The organism is Peribacillus sp. NPDC101481 (assembly GCF_044767165.1).
GTDB lineage: Bacteria > Bacillota > Bacilli > Bacillales > DSM-1321 > Peribacillus.
This window is the reverse complement of record NZ_JBIWNJ010000002.1, coordinates 1,347,825-1,369,802: the sequence shown is the minus strand read 5'-3', so window position 1 is coordinate 1,369,802 and position 21,978 is coordinate 1,347,825. Positions and strand designations below refer to the sequence as shown.

General features: G+C 38.8%; 18 protein-coding genes. 2 read left to right on the top strand and 16 right to left on the bottom strand.

Translation table 11 applies throughout. The features are described from left to right. Positions 1-11: 11 nt before the first annotated feature. The 6 genes from ACIROD_RS16610 to ACIROD_RS16585 all read right to left on the bottom strand — a co-directional run bounded on the left by ACIROD_RS16610 (position 12) and on the right by ACIROD_RS16585 (position 8,725). Entirely contained in the window at positions 12-890 is an 879-nt protein-coding gene (locus ACIROD_RS16610) for a DUF6282 family protein (RefSeq protein WP_402942202.1), read from the bottom strand. Between the two features lie 192 nt (positions 891-1,082). Next, the gene (locus tag ACIROD_RS16605) at positions 1,083-2,480 is read right to left on the bottom strand and encodes a sigma-54-dependent transcriptional regulator (RefSeq protein WP_402942200.1); all 1,398 of its coding nucleotides are present in this window, start codon (positions 2,478-2,480) and stop codon (positions 1,083-1,085) included. After that, positions 2,473-4,599, bottom strand: coding sequence for an ATP-binding protein (locus tag ACIROD_RS16600; protein ID WP_402942198.1), 2,127 nt, complete (start codon positions 4,597-4,599; stop codon positions 2,473-2,475). Before ACIROD_RS16600 ends, ACIROD_RS16605 begins: the two co-directional genes overlap by 8 nt. 135 nt (positions 4,600-4,734) lie before the next feature. Then, entirely contained in the window at positions 4,735-6,504 is a 1,770-nt protein-coding gene (locus ACIROD_RS16595; protein WP_402942196.1) for a nitrilase-related carbon-nitrogen hydrolase, read from the bottom strand. 77 nt (positions 6,505-6,581) lie between these two features. Beyond that, complete coding sequence (locus ACIROD_RS16590; protein ID WP_402942195.1) at positions 6,582-7,505, bottom strand: alpha/beta hydrolase; 924 nt, start codon at positions 7,503-7,505, stop codon at positions 6,582-6,584. 857 nt (positions 7,506-8,362) lie between these two features. Beyond that, positions 8,363-8,725, bottom strand: coding sequence for a hypothetical protein (locus tag ACIROD_RS16585; protein ID WP_402942193.1), 363 nt, complete (start codon positions 8,723-8,725; stop codon positions 8,363-8,365). Between the two features lie 513 nt (positions 8,726-9,238). Between ACIROD_RS16585 and ACIROD_RS16580 the strand changes: the two genes are divergently transcribed. Further along, positions 9,239-10,873, top strand: a complete 1,635-nt coding sequence (locus ACIROD_RS16580; protein ID WP_402942191.1) for an acetolactate synthase large subunit — start codon at positions 9,239-9,241, stop codon at positions 10,871-10,873. A gap of 28 nt (positions 10,874-10,901) precedes the next feature. Next, a complete protein-coding gene (locus ACIROD_RS16575) occupies positions 10,902-12,335 on the top strand; it encodes an aldehyde dehydrogenase family protein (protein WP_101221743.1) in 1,434 nt (477 codons plus the stop codon). A gap of 227 nt (positions 12,336-12,562) precedes the next feature. Here the strand turns inward: ACIROD_RS16575 and ACIROD_RS16570 are convergent, their stop codons facing one another. The 10 genes from ACIROD_RS16570 to ACIROD_RS16525 form a co-directional block, all read right to left on the bottom strand. Next, positions 12,563-12,964, bottom strand: a complete 402-nt coding sequence (locus ACIROD_RS16570; protein WP_101221742.1) for a YybH family protein — start codon at positions 12,962-12,964, stop codon at positions 12,563-12,565. A gap of 148 nt (positions 12,965-13,112) precedes the next feature. Continuing rightward, positions 13,113-13,919 (bottom strand): sugar phosphate isomerase/epimerase family protein, encoded by an 807-nt coding sequence (locus tag ACIROD_RS16565; RefSeq protein WP_157830963.1) that lies wholly within the window; start codon positions 13,917-13,919, stop codon positions 13,113-13,115. A gap of 21 nt (positions 13,920-13,940) precedes the next feature. Next, a complete protein-coding gene (locus tag ACIROD_RS16560) occupies positions 13,941-15,287 on the bottom strand; it encodes an MFS transporter (RefSeq protein ID WP_260357312.1) in 1,347 nt (448 codons plus the stop codon). A gap of 212 nt (positions 15,288-15,499) precedes the next feature. Next, entirely contained in the window at positions 15,500-16,867 is a 1,368-nt protein-coding gene (locus tag ACIROD_RS16555) for an MFS transporter (RefSeq protein WP_402942187.1), read from the bottom strand. Positions 16,868-17,061: 194 nt separating this feature from the next. Beyond that, positions 17,062-17,874, bottom strand: coding sequence for a dioxygenase family protein (locus tag ACIROD_RS16550; RefSeq protein WP_402942185.1), 813 nt, complete (start codon positions 17,872-17,874; stop codon positions 17,062-17,064). Positions 17,875-17,901: 27 nt separating this feature from the next. Next, positions 17,902-19,095 (bottom strand): thiolase family protein, encoded by a 1,194-nt coding sequence (locus tag ACIROD_RS16545; protein ID WP_402942183.1) that lies wholly within the window; start codon positions 19,093-19,095, stop codon positions 17,902-17,904. Positions 19,096-19,099: 4 nt separating this feature from the next. After that, positions 19,100-19,438, bottom strand: a complete 339-nt coding sequence (locus ACIROD_RS16540) for a DUF3870 domain-containing protein (protein WP_048687694.1) — start codon at positions 19,436-19,438, stop codon at positions 19,100-19,102. Between the two features lie 75 nt (positions 19,439-19,513). After that, on the bottom strand, positions 19,514-20,629 hold the full coding sequence (locus ACIROD_RS16535) for a muconate cycloisomerase family protein (protein ID WP_260357306.1): 1,116 nt from the start codon (positions 20,627-20,629) through the stop codon (positions 19,514-19,516). 20 nt (positions 20,630-20,649) lie between these two features. Beyond that, the gene (locus ACIROD_RS16530) at positions 20,650-21,282 is read right to left on the bottom strand and encodes a 3-oxoacid CoA-transferase subunit B (protein WP_402942181.1); all 633 of its coding nucleotides are present in this window, start codon (positions 21,280-21,282) and stop codon (positions 20,650-20,652) included. Continuing rightward, complete coding sequence (locus ACIROD_RS16525; RefSeq protein ID WP_402942179.1) at positions 21,275-21,964, bottom strand: CoA transferase subunit A; 690 nt, start codon at positions 21,962-21,964, stop codon at positions 21,275-21,277. The genes ACIROD_RS16530 and ACIROD_RS16525 overlap by 8 nt, the downstream gene beginning before the upstream one ends. Positions 21,965-21,978: the final 14 nt, after the last annotated feature.

Here is a 21,978-nt window from a genome sequence, read left to right as displayed (position 1 = left end):
ACTTGTCATCCTCACTTTTCAATATCTAAAAGCTGCTTTGGATTATGAATGATCATCCTTTCAATCTCGGTTTCTGTTATACCTTCTTCGATCATTGCACTGACAAAGCGACTTAATGCTTCTATTGGCGGAATATTGTGTTCTTGGCCATAATCTGTTACAAGCACACATGACGCTGGACCAATTTCCCGTATTGACTTAGCCATTTGTGTTATCGTTAAATCTTGAAAATCCTCACCGCAGGCTAAATAGCATTTCTCAATTATAGCGCCTCTTTTGGCAAACTCTTTTTGCTTTTCTATTGATACTGGGGCAATGCCTAGATCTGCATGCTGAATTAAGATCTTGTCGATATGATGTTCATTGGCTGCGTCAATTAACACAGAGACTTCTTCTTCCGATAGATGACCTGTTGCAAGGGTGATATTTGCTTCACTGATAAGTTCCAGAATTTCAATGACTTCTGGTTTTATCTGTCTATTCTCATCCAAAATAGTTAAACCTTCTTCAATGGGCAGGCTTCGTTCACTATTGAAAAAGCGGGTCTTTTTTTTGGCAAAATTACAACAATGCTGATTTGCTGAAATAGTCGGCATCCAAATTATTTTGGCACCTTGCCTTATTGCTGCATCAACCGCTTTGGGTGATAAGCCACCTGTAAATTCATTTAAAACAAGTCCACCGTAAACATGAAGTTCTGGCTCTTTTAAACGGATTAATGTCGTGCGGTCCACAGTTGATGCCTCATGTGCTTTTAATACGGCACCTGCCATTTTAGCTTTTTTTAAGTCTTCTATAAATTCCCAATCAGTCTGCTTTCTTGGGAAAATACTAGGATACGTATGGCAATGTAACTCTATTGCACCTTCTAATAACGGATGAAAATCCATCTATGCCACTCCTTTTTAAAAGTTAATTCTTTAATAAATTAATGCAAGTAACATGCCAACTATATATGGGCTTTTTTTCAATTTCTACATATCTTTTTGATATATTTTGTAAAAAAATTTTTCGCTTTGAAAAAATACTTTTACAAACTTTGAGGATTGCCAAAAACATATGAAAACGAAAAAAAAGAAGAATTAAAATAATTCTTCCTTTTTTTGCTTAATTTCTTCAGATGACTTATTCATTTGTTCATGATACTTATTTATCTTGTAAAATAGCCGCTGTCTTGAAATTCCCAGCTCTCTGGCTGCTGCGGAAATTTGCCCATCGTTCTCTTCAACCGCAGACAATATAAATTGCCGTTCAATGTCTTCCATTTGTTCTGGAAGCGTTCTCTTTTTATTAAAAGAAACTATTGAAGGAAACTCTGCATTCATTTCACTAGATCCCCTAATTTCAGAAGGGAAATCTTGTAACGACAAGTCTTCCTCCTTACATAAAACTGCTGCTCGCTCAACGGCATTTTGAAGCTCCCGAACATTTCCTGGCCATTCATATGCTTTCAATATATTCATAAGCTGAGGTGACACTCGAAAATTTTTCTTCATTTTTTTACGGTGCTTCTCCAAAAATTCCCCAACCAGAAGGGGAACATCTTCTTTTCTTTCTCTAAGTGCCGGAATATGCATATCTATAATATTCAAGCGATAATACAAATCTTCACGGAAATTCCCCTCTTGTACCATTTGTTTCAAATTACGATTTGTTGCAGAAATAATTCGAACGTCTACTTGTTTTAATTGATTGCTACCAAGACGCATGAAGGATTTCTCCTGCACGACTTGAAGAAGCTTAGCTTGAAGCGTAAGTGGCACTTCGCCAATTTCATCCAAGAAGATAGTACCATTTTGTGCTGCTTCAAATTTCCCTGCACGACTTGCTGTGGCACCGGTAAATGCACCCTTTTCATAACCGAAAATCTCGCTTTCCAGCAAATTTTCAGGGATAGCAGCGCAGTTTACAGCAATGAATTGACCGTTATTGCGATCACTTAAGGAATGAATCATCTTGGCGATCATACTTTTTCCTGTTCCGCTTTCCCCATGAAGAAGAACCGTTACATCTGTGGCGGAGACACGTTCAATTAATTCGTAAATCTGCTTCATTTGCTTGCTTATACTAATAAAGCCCTCTATAGATTCAAGTTTGTTTAACTGACTTTTCAGTTGGATATTCTCTTGTTTCACTTCAAGTAGTGTATAAGCTCTGTTAATAACAAGTTCTATTTCCTCTAGTTTTGCTGGTTTTTCTAAATAATCAAATGCACCTGCCCTTATAGCGGATACAGCGCTTTCTATATCGCCATAAGCCGTCATGATGACAAATACCTTTTGAGGATAGAGTGCCATGAATTCCTCTAAAAGTTCCAAACCATTTGCATCTGGAAGATTTAAATCGAGGAAAACAAGGTTGGGGCCGTCTTCTTTCATTCTTCTTCGTGCTTCTTGTCCATTGGCAGCAAGAATTACTTCATATCCCTTCTTGCGAAATGACAATGATAGAACACGCAAAAGTCTAATTTCATCATCCACAAACAGAATGCTCTTCATATTCATTCTCCTCATGTTTTAGTATTTCAATATGTATTGTGGTACCTTGAGAGAATACGCTTTCCGCCCATATCTTCCCACCATGTTGAACTATAATTTCGTGAGCAATAGATAAACCTAAACCTGTTCCCTCTGGTTTCGTGGAATAAAACGGATTGAAGACCCAGTTTAATTTTTCTTTCCTAATGCCTTCTCCGGTATCCGAAATGGAAAGCTGCCAATATGCCCCTTTCTCTTTAAGCGCAACATGAATATTACCCTCATCTTTTATCGCTTGAATACTGTTCAAAAATATATTTAAAAGCAATTGTGTCAATTTATGCCGGTCCCCCAAAACGGGAGCTTTACTAAAATTGTATTCGGTTGTGACCATAATGTTTGCATCATTAAATTTTCTTCTTAATAAATTAAGCAATTCATCAGTAATCATAACCAAATCTGTCAGTACATGATTGTTATATTCATCATCTTTTGTTAGCTTCAGAAAATCAGTTAGTAGTCTGTTCATGCGATCCGAGGCTGTTAAAATATCTCCTGTCAATTCATCAATCACTTCTTTTTCTTTAAATTCATCTTCTATTTGTAGGCGAATTGTTTCTGCAGCAACCTGAATAATACTTAAAGGATTTTTTATTTCATGGGCAATCCCAGCAGTGAGCTCGCCAAGGGATGCTAGCCGTTCACTTTGTTTTAAGTATTCTTCAAGCTTCTTCACTTCACTTACATCACGAATGACAAGAATGGCGCCGATGTACTCATCTTGTTCTCCTTTAAGAAGAGACGCATAAATACGGACATCATGAAACCCCTTTTCTTTATCAATAATATAGCTTTCTACTTCTTCAAAAGACTTCCCTGCATTAAACGTTTTTAAAAGAACGAACTCTTGTATATCATGTATTATCGGCAAATTAAAAATAAGCTGATTTAATACTTCTTCCCGGCTATAAAGCATTAAATCTTCTGCTCCTTTATTGAAGGTCATAATCCTACCATCCTTGTCCGTAGTAATAACACAATATGGAATGGACTCCAGGATATAAAACATACTTCTTTCTTTTTCCCTCAATTCCGTTGCCATTTCTGATAATACAATCGATAATTCCTCAATTTCATCATTTGTTTTCACTTTAACGAATGCTTTCCGTTTACCTACTTTATATTCTTGTACATGCTTGATGAGAGTCGTGACAGGAAGAATCACTCTTGATGCACTGAACATAGCAAGTCCTATTGCGATAATGAAAACGATGGAAAAACCTTGTAAAAGTAAACTTTGGACCACTTTTGCAGGCTTTAGTGCTTGTTTAATCGGTTCTCCCACAATCAAACTAATATCACCCAAGAGAATGGGCCGATACGCAATGGCCATTTCTTTATTAAAAATCTCGCCATTCCAAACATCAAAATCTTCTTTTTGAAGATGAATCCCAACCTCATGATTCCGAATGGATTTGCCAATATAACTTTGGTCAGTATGTGCAATAATTGTTCCATTGCGGTCAATTATTGCATTCACTCCCTCTTTCCCGATTGCAAATTTTTGAAGGTGTTCTGATAAAACGTTTAAATTTAAATAAGCGACTACACTCCCCTTAAATTCTCCCTTTTCATTAATGGATGGATATGCAATCGCAATGGTCTTGCGGCCGTCAGGCAGTTCCATCATATTTGAAATATAGCTTGTCTGACTCCAGGTGAGCCTTTTTAAAATAGAACCATTTTCTATAAAATCAGAAAATGGAACATTCGGAATACGTTGGTTCAACTGATTCTCTTTATATACTTCTATGAACAGATAAAGTGGATCCTGTGCCAAGATCGTCTCTATTTCTACATGAAAAGCATTCTCTGCTTTGTTATCAATATTTGTAACAATGGGCGATACCTGTCGCATATCGGAAATTGAATTTTTGAAGATATTCTCTGTTTGGTTGCCAAGGGTTTTGGCTATAAGTTCATCTCGATACTCCATTTGTGACCGTACAGATCCATTCATTACATGTACGGCAATCAAATAAAGAGAGGCCAGTACAAACAAAATGACAACTAAAACAATAGTTACATAACGCTTCATTAGCCGTGACTGAAATACTTTCATTTACAAAACCTCGATATGTGAGAAATGAAAAAAGCACTTTATACATTGTTATTAAAGTACTTTTTATGTGTGCTTCTTAACAACCTCACTTTTAATTGTTACCTATTATTAAAGTTTACTAACGACTCGAAGCGCTTACATTTGTAACTTCTTTACCAGTTCCCGATAAAAAATCGGCCTTCTTGATAGTAATAACTTATGTTGATCAAACCACCAATTTTGTTCCATTTTAGAATTAGCCACTATCAATACCTCTTCACTGTGAGAAGAGGCAACTACGGGCATGTCACTTCCATAAATCGGATCAGGTGTATAAAGGGCACTCCCACCTTTACAATCGATATCTGTACCTATAAAATTAGCAATGAGTGTTTTTGTTTGCGAAAATCTTGCCGTGGCGTCCCATGTCGTCATCGAATTTATCGGAAACTTATTTTCCATCATTTTTTCAGGAAGCGCCAGTGTTGCACCAAATTCACCATGCCAGCATGTGGGGATGGTAATAAAATCGGCACGTTTTACGGCAATAATGCCCGCTACCTCAGGATATGCAGCATCACAACCGACTATAAGGCCCACACGCCCTATATCCGTTACATTTGCTACAACCAATTCCCAACCGGCAGAGGCCCAGCGTTCGTCCGATTCTGACAAATGAACTTTACGGGCTTTGGTAACCCTATCGTCCTCTGGCGTCAGAAGAACCACTGTATTATAAAGGAGATTCTTTTCTTCCTCTATCATACCAAAAATGATATTAATTTGATATTCAGTTGAAAGCATTCTCATTTCTCTTATGGTTTCTCCATATATGGGTTCAGCAAGTTTCCGGATTTCCTCAGGGCTAAGTGAATTAACGGGACCTGTTAAGGAAAGTTCCGGGCAAATAACTAGTGATAACAAGCTTTTTTGTTTTTTAGCCTTGAAGCTAGCATCCGCCAGGAGGTTTTTTATTTTCTTAAGATTTTCTTTTTTATCTCCTATTACCGGTTCATACTGCAATAAAGCAGTAGAAGTCTTTTTTTCATAAGTCCCGGTATCCATTTGCTTTGATGGTGATTTTTTATACTCCCAAGGTCCGACGTGCAACATTAAATCAGAATATAGGTCTGGCTTTCGTTTTTCCATTCTTTTTTTTGCGGGATTTTCATATAAAGCAGGGTCAATATCCGCATATAAAATAACTGTCTCACCTCTCGCGTGACTTTTTTCTACGTATGGGGTTTCAGCAAGTTTCCTACCTAAAGGTGACCAAATGGCACTTGCACCGATCATATGGTAATCGGTTTCTGTATTGGAACGATTCGCACCAATGACGTACAGACCGTTCATTTCAGCCCATGCCTGCAGCATCGAAAGCGATCCACCTGTTGAATTCGTCGGAAAGCAAAGAATATCCGCTCCCTTCACAGCAACGATCCGGGCCGATTCAAAATAGCTTGAATCCATACAAATAATGACTGCAATCCTCCCAATAGACGTTTCGTATACCGGAATGCCCATGTCCCCCCAATGTGCCCAGCTATCTTCTGTTGCCCATTGATGCACTTTCCTGTATTTTCCGATATATCCCATAGGACCCACAAGCGCAGCCGAATTATAGCAAAGTCCGTCTTCTTCATCTACCTCCGCCATTCCTATGATAATATGTGTATCGTAAAATTTTGCGACTTCTTCAAAACGTTTAGTGGTTTTCCCCGGGATCGTATCTGCAAATGGAAGTATAGACTGACGATTCTCGTAATGATAGCCTGTTGTAGCCATTTCCGGTGTGACAATCAATTTGGCTCCATTCTTCGCTGCTTCTGTTACCGCCTCAAGCAAATGATCAATATTGTTGTCCAATTGATTTAATAGTGGATTAAACTCAATAATGGCTGCTTTGAAAGGATGCTTATTATCCATAAAGTGGCTCCTTTTGATTCAAAATATGAAAAGACAGATGACAAAATAATTTGCCACCTGTCACGCGATTATCTATTTTACCCTTGCATTTGGATGACTTTAATATTTTCTTCCTTTTTTATTAGAATTTCACCAAAGAAAGCTTTAAGCGTTTCAATTAAATCTTGGAAAACTTCATGCTCATGATACATGAAATCATTATGCTTACCATTTATTATATAAAGTTTTTTCGGTTCATTTGCTGCTTCGTACAGTTCATTTGCCTCATCAAGTGGATGTAATAAGTTTTCTTTTCCATGGGCAATAAAAAGCGGGACCGTTACATTTTTCACTTCTTCTTCTGCGTTCATGCTAATTATTGAGTCTGTAAACTGCAATACTGTCTGCTTACCAAATGGGGACAGAACGGCCAGTTCCTTTTCAACATAATCCGCTGTGGCCGGATCAAGCGGATAATGAATAAACGTACTTGCAAGTTGGGACTTCCCAGTTAATACCCGTTGTTCTCGATCTTTTTCAATCGTTTTCAAAATTTCATTCCATTCAACATAGGAATGAATAGAGCGTAACCATCTTTGGCCATTATAAAAACCATTTAGTGCTGCAACTGCCTTAACCCGTTTGTCTCTTGCGGCCACACGGACCACATTCGAACCGCCCATACCCCATCCTATTAATCCTATTCTATCTGAATCTACTTCTTCCTGGAGGGAGAGGAATGTTATCGCATTTTGAATATCTTCTACCTGCTCATCCAAAATAACGCGACCTTCTTCACCTTCACTTTTTGCGAAGCTCCGATAATCAAATCCTAAGCAGACATAACCTGCCGCTGTTAAATTTTTCGCAAATAACTTTGGATAAAATTCATTAAACCCTTGATATCCAGAATTCGGAATAATAGCCGGTCTTTTTTCTCCTTTTTTATAATCGTCTGGAAGATACACTGTGCCATCTAATTTGTAACCTTCACTATAAAATTGAATTTGACGCTCTAGCATTTCCCTACCTCCAATAATTTTAATTAGCTTTCGTTATTAGTAATTGCAAGCAGCGTGCCAGATTGGAATTTGAACATTAGGATAAGAAAAAAGGAGAAAATAAAAGGGAAATCTCAAAATTGTCATAGCAAAGATCTATTAAACCAGAAAATGTGTTAAAATTTTTTTACATGGAAAATTATTTTTATGACAAATAGAGTTATGAGCCGTCTATTGAATCTAACATGCATACAAATACTCTTATTAGCTTCAATTGCTTATTAAATTAAACATCATCAACTATCCATTCTAGTTTTCATATTTCTAAGCAAGTTATAACAATTTAAAATAAAAAGCCACCATATACGGCAGCCTTCACTTATTACTTCAATTCTTTAATTATTTCAGCACCACAAGAGTTGTCGATTATACAGCGCCATGTACCCTTGGAATCCTTTTTATATACATATGTCGCAGTTCTTTCCATAGAGAATTCTTGCGTTTGATATTTACTTTGTTGAACAAAATCAACTTCTTTAGCTAATTGTTGTAGAGAAGATAGAGAGAAATAGGCGTGAAGTTCTTGAAAATAAAGATTCATTTCGTGACAGAAAAACTCATAAAAAACGCCATCCTTTCTGTATATTTCTACAAAAAGAATAGCGTTTTTTTAACTAACCTGCCCCTTTAGTTCATTAAGAAAAACCGAAATTAGATCATTTCGGTTTTTCTTATTAATATACGGTTAAACTCTTTTCAAAACAATACGACTTTTTTATAAACAGTACAACTTTTTTCAAATCCACACAAAAAGCTAACTCTAGATAGCCAGTGGAATCAAGTGTACAACCTGTTTTTTTTTTCATTCAGTTAGTGATTTAATAAAAAAAGATTAAATGCAAATCACTGTCAGTCCTTGATTTCGCAAAAAATTCCGCTTCATTTCCACCATCAACAAAATTACCAATACCCCAGAAATACCCACATTTTCCTCGTTCTATATATCTTGTTCCTACATGATCATTATAACTATCAGGATCGTACTCCCATAATTCAACTTTTAACTTTCCTGCTGGACCCACGTAAGGATCGCGACAAATCTTATAATCTCCACCAGTAGAGGTATACACATGACTTTCAGCACCATTAGAATAAAGAGTTTCTTCTCCTAAGTAATCCCAGCCACTTGCAAATGTAGAAGAAGGAACCAACAACGCAGCTACTAATGCTACGACACTCATTAAACTTTTTCATGCTCATTCTTCCTTTCCCGTTTAGACTTGAAAAAACTATAATCCATATAATATGTTTCTTTGAAAAAAGTTTGATTAAAAATCACTTAGAATCCTTTATTCGAAAATGAATGAAGCAGTGCAACTTTAGGTGTTCTTCTACCCTCTGAATGTAAAGCGTCTCAAACAGCTCATGATTAACCTCAAAGCTAATCATTTGCTCTCCCACTATCTATTTTGATTACAACCGAAACTTCCAAACAAAAAGGCCTTCTTCACCGAAATTTCGGGACGACTTTTTCTAAAAAATAGCGCAACTGTAGTATTGCGTGATGCTTCTGATTTCGGTCAATTTTTATTAAATAGATTAGAAACGACTCCAATTTTCCCCTCTCGTTATGACAATTGTATATAGAGTTGTAAATGTTCGAAATGGTTTTAATATCCCGCAAGTACATAATTTCTAGTGGGCAAAGCCAACATATAGGGAGATAAAATTGAAATAGTCGAGGTGGGAATAATTTGAAGGCATCTGATTTGTTTGTAAGGTGTTTAGAGAATGAAGGGGTTCAGTATATTTTTGGGATACCTGGTGAGGAAAATACGGATCTTATTGATTCTCTAATAGATTCTGACATTGAATTTATATTGGTTCATCATGAACAAGCTGCAGCTTTTATGGCAGACATCTATGGCCGGCTAACTGGAAAGCCTGGCGTCTGCTTGGGCACATTGGGACCGGGTGCAACTAATTTATTGACAGGTATAGGAAATGCTTATCTGGATTATTCCCCTGTTGTAGCGATTACAGGTCAGGCTGGCCTTGATCGAATTCATAAGGAGTCACATCAATATGTGGACATTATTGGAGTTTTTGAGGAAGTAACGAAATGGAATCAACAAATTAAGGTGCCGCATACGATTCCGGAAATTATCCGTAAAGCATTTAAGACTGCAGTCATAGAAAAGCCGGGAGCTGTTCATATAGAACTCCCGGAAGATGTGGCGCTGATGGATACAGAAGGTGAACCACTTCCGGTTACACCAATGCCTAGATCCCGCCCAGCCGAGGAAGAAATCAAAAAAGCTGTCGAATTAATAAATCGCGCTAAAAGACCTATTATTCTAGCTGGTAATGGCGTAGTCCGTGATGAAGCTGATGAGTCCTTACGGAAATTTGCAGAAGAGAAGCAGATTCCCGTTGTTAATTCTTTCATGGCCAAAGGAGTTTTACCTTCTGACCATCCATTGACCCTTTTTACAGTAGGGATGCAAGCAAGGGATTATGTTCTATGCGGGTTTGATTTGGCCGATCTTATTATCACTGTCGGCTATGATTTTGTCGAGTATTTGCCAAAATATTGGAACGTTGAGGCAATGAAGCCGATTATTCATATTGATGCCCGACCGGCTGAGATTGATGCCTATTACCCCGTTCAAGCTGAATTAATCGGAAATGTTACTGAGGCACTTGAAGCCCTGACTACTGGTGTAGCAAAAAAGGAGCTTTGGCCAGAAGTGAAAAAGTTAAGGTCTCAAATCATTGAGAAATTTCATTCTTCTGATGATGTATCAGGAAGCCCTATCATCCCTCAGCGAATTATTGCCGATATAAAAAAGGCAGAAAAAGGGAATGCCATTGTCATTTCGGATGTGGGCGCCCATAAATTATGGATTGCCAGGATGTATCAGCCGGAAAAGCCTAATCACACTATCATTTCTAATGGCTTTGCATCAATGGGTATTGCGGTTCCCGGTGCCATTGCGGCCAAATTGGCAAAGCCTGATAAACCTGTCATTGCGGTTACAGGGGATGGTGGATTTCTGATGAATGGGGTTGAATTGGCAACTGCCAAACGTCTGGGTCTTGCCTTCGTTATTGTCATTTTCCATGATTCAAAATTTGGCCTTATCGAGTGGAAGCAATTGAATAAATTTGATCGTACGAATGCGATTGAATTTACAGACCCAGACTTTTTAGGATTCGCAAAAAGTTTTGGGGTTAAAGGAGTGAAAGTAACCCACTCCGATGAATTGCTTCATGCATTAGAAGAAGCGATTTCAAGTCAGGAAATTGTCTTGATTGATGTGGATGTCGATTATTCGGAAAATGTAAAGTTATCGAAAACACTAGGTGATTATATTTGTAAATTATAAAGAGCATGTATTATTGGAGGAATGTCAAATGAAGAAAAAGTGGCAATTGTGGATCGGTGGCAAATGGCGGGAGGCAAAATCGTATGAGCCCTTATTCAATCCCCATACAAATGAAGAAATTGCACAAATCGGACAGGCTGAACCAGCGGATGCCATTGAAGCGATTGTTGAGGCAAATGCCGCTTTTCAGAAATACCGATCCTACCCGGCTCATGCACGAGCAGAAATTTTATTTAAAGCTGCAGCAATAATGGAAGAACGCAGTGAAGAGCTTGCGAAAATCATTTCTCTAGAGGCGGCGAAAACGATTAGAAATGCTCGTGAAGAAATGAATCGTACGGTTCAGACCTATCGTTTTGCTGCAGAAGCGTCCAAGAACAATTATGGAGAACAAATCCCGATGGATGCGGCAGTTGGCGGGGTAAACCGTTTTGGCTTCACGGTTCGCACCCCGATTGGCGTCGTTACTGCGATTACCCCATTTAACTTTCCCTTTAATCTGGTCGCACATAAAGTTGGTCCAGCTATTGCGGCTGGAAACTCGATTGTGTTAAAACCTGCCGAACAAACCCCGTTGAGTTCATTGGTTCTTGCCGATATTTTTAAAGAAGCAGGGTTGCCAGATGGAGTATTGAACATCATACCGGGCAAAGGGGATGTTTTAAGTGAAGCATTGACGACCCATCCACATGTAAAAAAGGTGACTTTTACAGGCAGTGTAGAGGTCGGACACCTTATCCAGCAGCAGGCAGGCTTCCGTAAGCTTACCCTTGAACTCGGATCTAATTCGCCGTTCATAATTGATGAAGGAGTCGACATCGATAAAATCATTCAAAGAAGTGTGATGGGTTCATTTACGAATAATGGTCAGGTGTGTATCTCGATTCAACGAATTTATGTTCACAAATCACTATACCAACAATTTTTAGATCGATTCGTAAGTACAACAAAACAGCTTGTCATCGGTTCCCCACTGGACGAAAATACAAATATTACAGCGGTTATTTCAAAAAAATCATTGGAACGATTACAAAGTTGGATTGACGAGGCAGTACAGGAAGGAGCAAAAATTGAGTGCGGCGGTACAGTTGAAGGCAATGTACTTTTGCCTACCGTTTTAACCAATGTAAATCGTGACTCAAAGGTATTTCGTTTCGAAGTATTTGGTCCAATTGTCTGCATTTTCCCATTCGATACGCTGGATGATGCCATCAATGATGCAAATGATTCGCGTTACGGATTGAACTCAGGAGTGATGACTCCGAGTATAGAACGAGCTTTTTATGCGGCGGAACGCTTGGAAACAGGTGGAGTCGTAATCAATGATATCCCAACTTACCGAATTGATAATATGCCTTATGGTGGCTGGAAGGACAGCGGAGTTGGCCGAGAAGGCGTCAAATATGCGATGCAAGAAATGATGGAGCAGAAGTTTATCAGCTTTAAAATAAGCGACAATTGAACATAGGGAAAATTATAAACCCTTATTATATGAGACGGCGATATCTTAAAGATTTCGTCTTCTTTTTTTGTCGTAAATTTATGTTTTGATTGTAGCCGTTGTTCTTATTATTGGGTACAATCATTTCTTCATTTCATCATCACTTCTATACATAGGCGATTTTTTACATACAGATGTAATCTAGTTGTAAAAGATAAAAAGCCACCAAATACGGCAGCTTTCACTTATTACTTCAATTCTTCAATTATTTCAGCACCATAAGAGTTGTCGATTATACAGCGCCATGTACCGGTGGAATCTTTTTTAAATACATATGTCGCGGTTCTTTCCATAGAGAATTCGGAATCTTCCTTTTGATTGGCACTTAGCTGGGCTTTTGCCACAACCAATGCCGTATCACCCGTTTCGATTATTGCCATCTTATCTTGATTGACGATTAAACTATGGTTAAAGTATTCAGCGATAGCAATGAATGCCTGACGGATTTCCGCTTTCCCTTTTGCAAATGTTCCAGGTTTGACAACTAAAGTTGCATCCTCTGAATAGAACTCCATTAAATGATCGAAATTCTCATTATTTATTGCCCTGTCCGCATTTTTTATGATTTGTTCCAGCTCATGATTCTGCATATTCACCATCCTATTCAGCTTCTTTTAATTGGACCGCTCTTATACCAATTGATGTTCGACTGTCATGATGGAATATCCTGCTCAAGAAGCATTTTAAATAAAAGTTGATATCCTATCGTATATCTTTCAGCTAAAAAACGTAAAGAAATCAATATGTCAGTTGCTGTTTCCATTGTTCTAATGAGGCAAGCAAGTTAGGCATTCCTTCCTGACCGAAATATTCCAGAGAAACAAAGCCTGTATAATTCCGCTTTCTCAATTCTTCGAGTAAGCGAATATTGTCAACATCCCCACTAAAAATGGGGGCTGGTTTGTTTTTATATCGCTCTTTATGATTGTAGTGATAATTTTTTAAATGTACATGGCTGACATGGGGGAAGATGGATTCCAATACCTCCTTCGGATTCAATTGATCAACGTATAAGTTAGCACCATCGAAAATCAGTTTTATCCGTGGATGGTCAATATCTTCTAAAAGCTTTTGAATAGCTTCGAGGTTATCAGCAAAAGAGTCATAGTGAATTTCTATTGCTACATCCACTCCATAGAGATCGGCCATTTGCCCTAATTTATTTAATTCGGTAGCGGTTTCCGACCATTGCTCCGGTGAGGCATTCCTTGATGCTATATGTCCTGCGAAAGTCCGTATTAATGGGCAGTTCAATTGATGGGCCATATCTAACAATTTTCTTGCTTGATTGATTTCGTTTTGATGTTCTTTTTGGTTCCAGAGTTTCGAAAAAGTCGTATATCCACTAATGGATGGTATTTGTAAATCATTATTTTCAAGTAATTTGGCTAACTTGTCCAGTGGTCCATGCTTCTCCTGAAATCGTTCTATATGTTTATTCCATAATTCAAGTCCTTTAACATCCGCTTGCAACGGAAGCAGCCAATTTATTATTTCCTCTATGTCCCATTCTTTAAATCCTGTAGTGCATAAACTCAGTTTCAATGTAATTCCGCCTTTCTCCTTTTATTTTTTCATTGTGATTTCTATACGCTGTACTTTTCCGAGAAGGAAGATATAAGCAAAAGCGCCAATTAGGGCCACTACGGATATAAAGGTTAACGCTGCTGCATAAGAATGTGTCGCACTAATGATTAAACCGACGATTAACGGAGATAATGCCCCTCCAATGTTTGCTACAAAATATAGTGAGGAACCCGTTAGGCCTACCATTCCTTTCGGGGCAATATCAGCTAAAAGTGCTCCGGTAACTGTTGATGCCATCCCCTGTCCAAAGAATGCTATCGCCATAAAGGTGATGACTATGTTTGGTGAATCCGTATAATTCCCTCCAAGAATCAAACAAGACAGTAACAATCCGACAATGATGGGAAGTTTACGTGCCATTCCTGTTGATACCCCGCGTGTCAGCATCCAATCGGAACATCGGCCGCCAATGAGGGTTCCTAATATGGCTACGATGTAAGGAATACTCGCATAAATTCCAGTTTTCAACATCGTCATTCCCTTTTCATCGATCAAGTAGGATGGAAACCAAGTCATAAAGAAAAACAAAGTAGTTTGAATGGAAAATTGCCCGATGAACATTCCCCAAATTTGACGGTGTTTAAGCAGTTGGCCTATTCGGTTCCAGGAGAAAGGATGCTTCTCTTCAGTTCCGATCATCCCTCCGCCTTCTTTGATATAGTTTAGCTCTTCCTGAGAAATCCGCATATGTTCCCTAGGGTTCCGATAGAATCCATACCAAACAAATCCAATGAGAATCCCTATGATTCCGGCGATATAAAAAAGGTAATTCCAACCAAAGGTTATGATGATCCAAGTAAAAACTGGAGTCAGGAAGGCTAACCCAATATATTGGGTACCCGTATAAATCCCTACAGCAGTAGCACGTTCTTTTTTAGGAAACCACTCGGATACACACCAGGCATTAGTAGGTATGGAGGGAGATTCAAAGGCACCCAGTCCTATGCGATATGTAATAAGTGACGATATATTTTTCGCGGTTCCTACCATGAATGTAAATACAGACCATAAAACGAGGGAAACCGTGTATACCTTTCGAGGACCGAATCTATCAAGAAAGTAGCCGCTAAATAGCATGGAGAAGGTATAGCTCCAGCCAAATACGGAAAATATGATACCCATCATAGCCGGATCAATATGTAAATCGGCTTGAATATTCGGAGCAGCAAGCGAAATGATGGCACGGTCGATGTAATTAATACACGTGACTAAAGCAATTAGAAATAAGATGAACCATCGAACAGTTTTCTGTTTTCCTTTTTTTGATCTGTCAGTTACCGGTTCCGATGTGCGATCTTCTATTATTGCCTTTAATTCTGAGCTCAATATTTTTCCCCCTTAACCTATTGCCCAATATTAGTACATCGTTCTACTAAATTTTTATTGAAATTTTATAAATGCCAATATGTTTCCTTCCTTTACTTACAACATGAGTTTAATATTTTCAAGAGCAGCCCCTAGAACCATTGAATTGCAGATCCCCTTGCTGCAATGTTAAACAACTAAGGGGATTGTATTCCGAATTGTGAATCATTTCTTTAAATAGTTACAGTCTTCTCTGATTCTACCTCTTCATTGTCCTCCTTGACTACCCTGTCAAAAGATCCATGTTTTTCTTGGACCAGAATATAACCGACCGCTGCGATGATACTTGGCAGCGCAAATGTAGCAAAAGCCACCTTCGGATCCATGCCTGTTGACAGAAGAAAGGCAATTAAAGTGGGAGCGAGAATTGAGCCAATCCTGCCGATAGCTTGCGAATAGCCCATACCCGTCGTACGGATTTCACGGGGGTAATATTCTGTGATATACGGATTGGCTAAGTTCATGGCACCAACAGTACAGGCACCCCCCATAAAAATCAGTAAATATACCGCGATGTTATTAGTCGTAGCGCTCAATGCGACAAAGGTAACGGCCCCTAATAAGAATAGTGTAACAAGAATTTTACGATGGCCCATTTTTCCAGCATAATAACCGCCTACTAAGGAACCTCCAATTTGACCAAGGCACAAAACCAGGTTAAATGAAAGGCTTGAGGTGATACTGAATCCGGAATCCTGCATCATTTTTGGAAGCCAGGTATTTAATCCGTAGGCCATCATCAATGTACAGAACACAGCCACCCAAATGGAAACCGTACTGAATGCCCGTTTGTTCGTGAATAGTTTTTTTACTGGAGATCCTTTTCCCCTCTGTTCAGCTTCACTAAGCCTGAAATCGTCTGTTTCTTTAAAATCCCCTTCTGGTTTGACTTTATTGAGGATTTCAACAACCTTCCCAATTTCCTTCTTTGCTAAATAGTAGGAAAGGGATTCAGGAAACTGCTTCATGAATATTGGAAGTGTAAGTAATGGCAAAATTCCAATAAAGTATAATACACGCCAATCCGTATAAGGAATGATATACATTCCCACTAATGATGCCATGATTCCACCGATTGAATAGCCACAATACATCGCAGCTACAATGATGGCCCGATTTTGTTTTGGGGAATATTCAGTCATTAGCGATATAACATTCGGCATTAATGCTCCCATTCCAATTGCAGCAATGAAACGCATTACTGTGAACCATGTGAGGTTGGGTGCAATCCCTGCCCCCAAGGTAAATATGCTGAACAAAATCATACAAATGACGAGAACATTCTTCCGGCCATATTTATCTGCGATCGGTGCTAAAATCAGGGCGCCAATCATCATGCCGAATAAGGAATAACTGCCGACTGCCCCTGCCTGAATGGAAGTTAAATCCCACTCTTCCATCATCCAAGGCAAAGCCACACCATACATGGCTATTTCATACCCGTCGAAAGCGATGGCATAAAAACACCAAAGAAAAACAAGTAAATGAAAGCGGTTAAATTTACTGACAGCAATGATATCCGAAGCTACTACACTACGCATTTTCCGCCTCCCATCATAAAATATCGGTTTCGAATGTATTTTCCGAGTTCTAAAATAGAAACTCGGAAAATAATCGGAAAAATCAGATAATCTTCATTGGAATTGCCCATTAACAAAGCATCTTTAGTATTCTTATTACCTAAGGGAACAAAATCCTTCTTAGAAAATCTTCACATGTATATTCTTATCGATGATTAGTTTTTCACGACAGCCTTATTGAAAACAGGTTTATCTTGTAATCTAAGTTCAAAATCTAAATGAGCCTTATAATAATCATTTTTCAATCCTTTTTCTGCACCGGAATGTTTTTCTAACTTTGTAATTAAGCTTCCGCGAACACCTTGTGCAACATCATTTTCTAAATATTCATCGCCTTCAAAATATATTTGTGTTACTAATCTATCGCCATTTTCCGGTTGGAATAAGAGATGCAAATGTGCTGGACGAAATGAATGATGATCAATCCACTTTAAGAATTGACCAGAAGGTCCATCTGTTGGAATTGAATAATTACCCGGTACAACTGTTTTTATTTCAAAATTACCATTCGCATCCGTATAAAAAGCACCACGTAAATTATCATCTGGAATACCTTCAGCGAAGTATGAGTATTCACCGTTTGTATCAGCCTGCCACATATCTATTTTGGTATTTGACAACGGATTTCCATTAACATCTTTAACAGATCCTGAAAAGTAAAGGACGTCACCTGGTTCATTTTCACGTTGTGGCAACACTCCGGGATTTTGAACGACTGGCGTATTTTCTATGTAATAAGGTCCTAGAATAGTAGGTTCCGTTCCTTTTACACTTTTATACATTTCCTGAAGTGCATGAGTTTCAAAGAAAACATCCATAAATAACGGAATTTCCCCTGCCCTGCCTAATTGATCCATCCAATCAACAAGAGCTTGATAGTCATTGTGATCAATTTCGTATTCGCTAACTAATTCCTTGAATTTAACTACCAATCCATTATAAACGTCGATTACTTTTTGATTCTTCATAATACTTCCTCCAATTTTTTTAAGTTTTTATATTTGTTGATTTTCAATGATGGTACTGATTCCTAATCCACCTGCTATACATAATGTGATTAGCCCATATCTTTTTCCGGTTCTTTCTAACTCATGTATCAACTTGGTTGCTAAAATTGCTCCAGTGGCACCAATTGGATGTCCCATGGCAATGGCACCGCCATTAGGATTCACCTTATTCATATCAAGCCTCAATTCTTTGATTACTGCCAAAGCTTGTGCAGAAAAGGCTTCGTTCAGTTCAATTAAATCAATATCATTCAGTTTCAACCCTGATATTTGAAGCGCTTTCAAGGTGGAGTTGACAGGCCCAAGCCCCATGAAATTTGGTGATATGCCTGCTGCCGCTTGAGCAATCACTCTTGCTTTCGGCTTTTTACCACGCCTTTTTGCTGCTTCTTCCGACATAAGTATCAGAGCGGATGCACCATCATTTCTACCACTACTATTTCCAGCGGTTACCGTTCCATTCTTCTTGAAAACCGGTTTTAAATTAGCCAGCTTTTCCAGACTGGTTTCTCTTGGGTGCTCATCCACATTAAATTCCATTAACCCTTTTTTCGTTTTAATTTGATACGGAACGATTTCTTTCGTAAATATTTCAGTAGAAATTGCCCGTTTTGCATTTTCTTGGCTCCTTAAAGCAAATTCATCTTGTTCAGTCCTTGAAATGGAATATTTTTCAGCCAGATTTTCTGCTGTCATTCCCATCGTTAACATCCCGTAATCTTCAACGGGCTGTGAACCTGGCTGGCTTTCCGTATTCGGATCCAATAACTGTCCATTCCCTGATTTCAATCCAAAACGGATATTCCTCATATAGTATGGGGCCGTGCTCATTGATTCCGCTCCGCCTGCAATGATTACATCCCCAAATCCGCATTGAATTTGTTGACTGGCAGAATTGATCGCTTGAATGCCGGATCCGCATTGTCTGTGTACGGTATAACCTGGTACTTCTACAGGAAAACCTGCCCGGAGTGATGCAACTCTTGCCAAATTTGACGCGTCTGAACTTTGTTTGGCTTGTCCCATAATCACTTCATCAATACTCTCTTTAGGAATATCCGCTCTCTTGATAACTTCATCAAGGACAGCAGCTGCCAGGAAATCGGCAGGAACATTCTCCAATGCTCCCCCTAATTTCCCTATAGCGGTGCGAACCGAGTCTATTATTACTACATTGCTCAATTTTCTACCTCCTGCTATTTTTATTTCTTTCTTCTAAACTATCCTTATATCTTTGGTGAGCTATTTTCAGGGCAACAATCACAGACTGCTGCGATGGAGCTAAAAAGTCCGTTTTAATATTCTCTATTAAGGAATCAATATCTTTACTAAAATCAAAACCAACTATCATTCGCTTAAAAAAATCCTGGGCCAAAGTTGTTAAAAACGTAAATTCTGCATTAATGATTATGTGACTTTCTTTGTGAATTTCCAGTACCATCCCAGCGTATTTATAATTTTCATACATGCTCGTATTTTGCGGTGCCTTCGCATAGGCCGTGATTAATAAAGTTGGCTGTCCCATATAAAACTACATCCTCTCAAGATTACTTGCATAAACCAGTGGGAGTTCCATAATCCCCATTCCAGTTTATATTAATTAAAGACCTCTTGAAAAATGTTTTACCTTTTCCATATCCATCTCCATGCCAAATCCTGGACCATCCGGGATGATTATTTCATAATTCTCATATTTTATTTCGTTTAGCGTAATATTTTCTTTGAAAAGTAACGGTCCAAATAATTCTGTACCGAATTCAAATTTTGGAATGGTTGAATAAAGTTGTGCACAAATGGCCGTTCCTAATGATGATTCAATCATCGTTCCTCCATACAAACCAAAGCCTACACCTTCAGCAATCGCAGCCACCTTTTTCGTTTGGGTCATCCCTCCATGTTTACATATTTTCAAGGCGAAGGAATTACCTGCCCTATGTTTAGCTATTTGGAATGAATCTTGTAATGAATTCAATGATTCATCGGCCATGATCGGGACCTTAAAACGATTGGTCAATCTTGACATCCCTTCATTATCCCAAGCTGGCAGCGGCTGTTCGACCATGGAAACCCCGCCTTCCTGTAAAGCTTCAATGCAATAAATAGCCGTTGTTTCATCCCATGCTTGATTAACATCAACAGTAATGCGTGCTTGATCTCCCACGGCTTCAATAATTTTCAATACATGCTCCACATTCTTATATGGATTACCTTTGCCAATTTTCAATTTAAAGATATTATGACGTTTTTGGTGTAAGGATTCTTTCGCTTCTTCGATATCTTTACTCGTATCCCCACTTGCCAAAGTCCATGCCACCGGCAATGATTTATGAATTTGTCCACCGAATAATTCATAAGCAGGGATGTTTCTCCTTCTGGCTACTAAATCCACCATGGCTGATTCAACGACAGCCTTCGCAAAATTGTTTCCTCTAACATTTAGTGAAACTTCATGCATGATTTTGTCGTAATGGACGGGGTTTTTTCCAATGATAAGCGGGGCGATATATGTATCAATATTCACTTTGATCGCCTCAGGTGTCCCCTCACCATATGAAGCCCCGCCTATTGTCGCCACTTCCGCCCAACCTTCCGCACCCTCTTCATCCATGACACGGGCAAGAATGATCGTTTGTTCCACGATCGTATGCATGGCAAGCTGATGAGGACGAATTGTGGGTAAATCAATAATGTATACATCAACTGAACGTATTTTCATTTAATCCACCTTTTTAACATTTAATAGATAAAATTCGCTTCTGTTTTTGCTCTTACTTCTTCGATCGTTATACCTGGCATTAATTCAATCAATTTCAACTGTTTTTCAATTACTTCAAAGACTGCCAACTCGGTGATGATCAAGTCAACGCTTCTAGTGGAAGTAATCGGGTAGGTGCATTCATTTAAAACCTTACTTTTACCTTCCTTACTTGTATGTGTCATGGTCACGATCACTTTTTTGGCGCCAACCAACAGGTCCATCGCTCCTCCAACACCCATGATATTCTTGCCTGGTACCGCCCAATTTGCAATTTCCCCGGTTTGACCTACCTGCAAAACACCTAAGATGGCAACATCAATGTGTCCTCCACGGATCATTGCAAACGATTCAGCACTATTAAAGAATGATGCACCAATCGATTCCCCTACTGGCAACTTGCCTGCATTAACTAAATTGGGATCGATTTCATCTTCCTCTACATCAGCAACTCCCAACAATCCATTTTCCGTATGGAAAAAAACATTTTCATCATCAATGTACTTTGCAACCAAGGTCGGAATCCCGATTCCAAGGTTCACTATACAAGGACCCGTCAATTCTTTTGCCGCGCGTCTTGCTATCATATTTTGCATTAATTCTTTGTCACTCATAAACTTTGACACCTTCCTTCGTCAGGATTTTCTTTGCCTTAATAATTCCATCGACGAATAGATGCGGTGTTACAATCTCTTCTGGCGGGAGTTCTCCAGGTTCAACTATCTCATCCACTTCCGCAATTACGACATCTGCGGCTGTTGCCATTCCCGGATTAAAGTTTCGAGCCGTTTTATAATAAACAAGATTACCAAGTGTATCTGCCTTCCATGCCCTGATCAAAGCTACATTTGCTCTTATGGCAGGTTCAAAAATATATGTAGCCCCATTTATTTCCCTTTCTTCTTTTCCTTTAGCTAAATCGGTCCCTACACCCGTTTTCGTATAGTAACCGCCTATGCCAGCACCGCCAGCACGAATGGATTCCGCTAATGTCCCTTGTGGTAATAGTTCTAATTCAATTTCCCCGCGTTGGTAAACCTCCCCAATTTCACGATTGCTTGTAAAATAAGAACCAATCGCCTTTTTTATTTTCTTCTGGCTTAGGAGAACTCCCAGACCTTTTCCTTTCTCGCCTAAATTGTTACTGATTACCGTCAAGCCTGCTACATCCTTTTTGGCCAAACCATCTATTAATGTAAGAGGGGCACCGATCAAGCCAAATCCACCTACCATTAATGTATGACCGTTCTTCACACAAGATAAAGCTGCTTCTATATCTTGATGTACTTTCGTCATGTTTTCCCCACCAA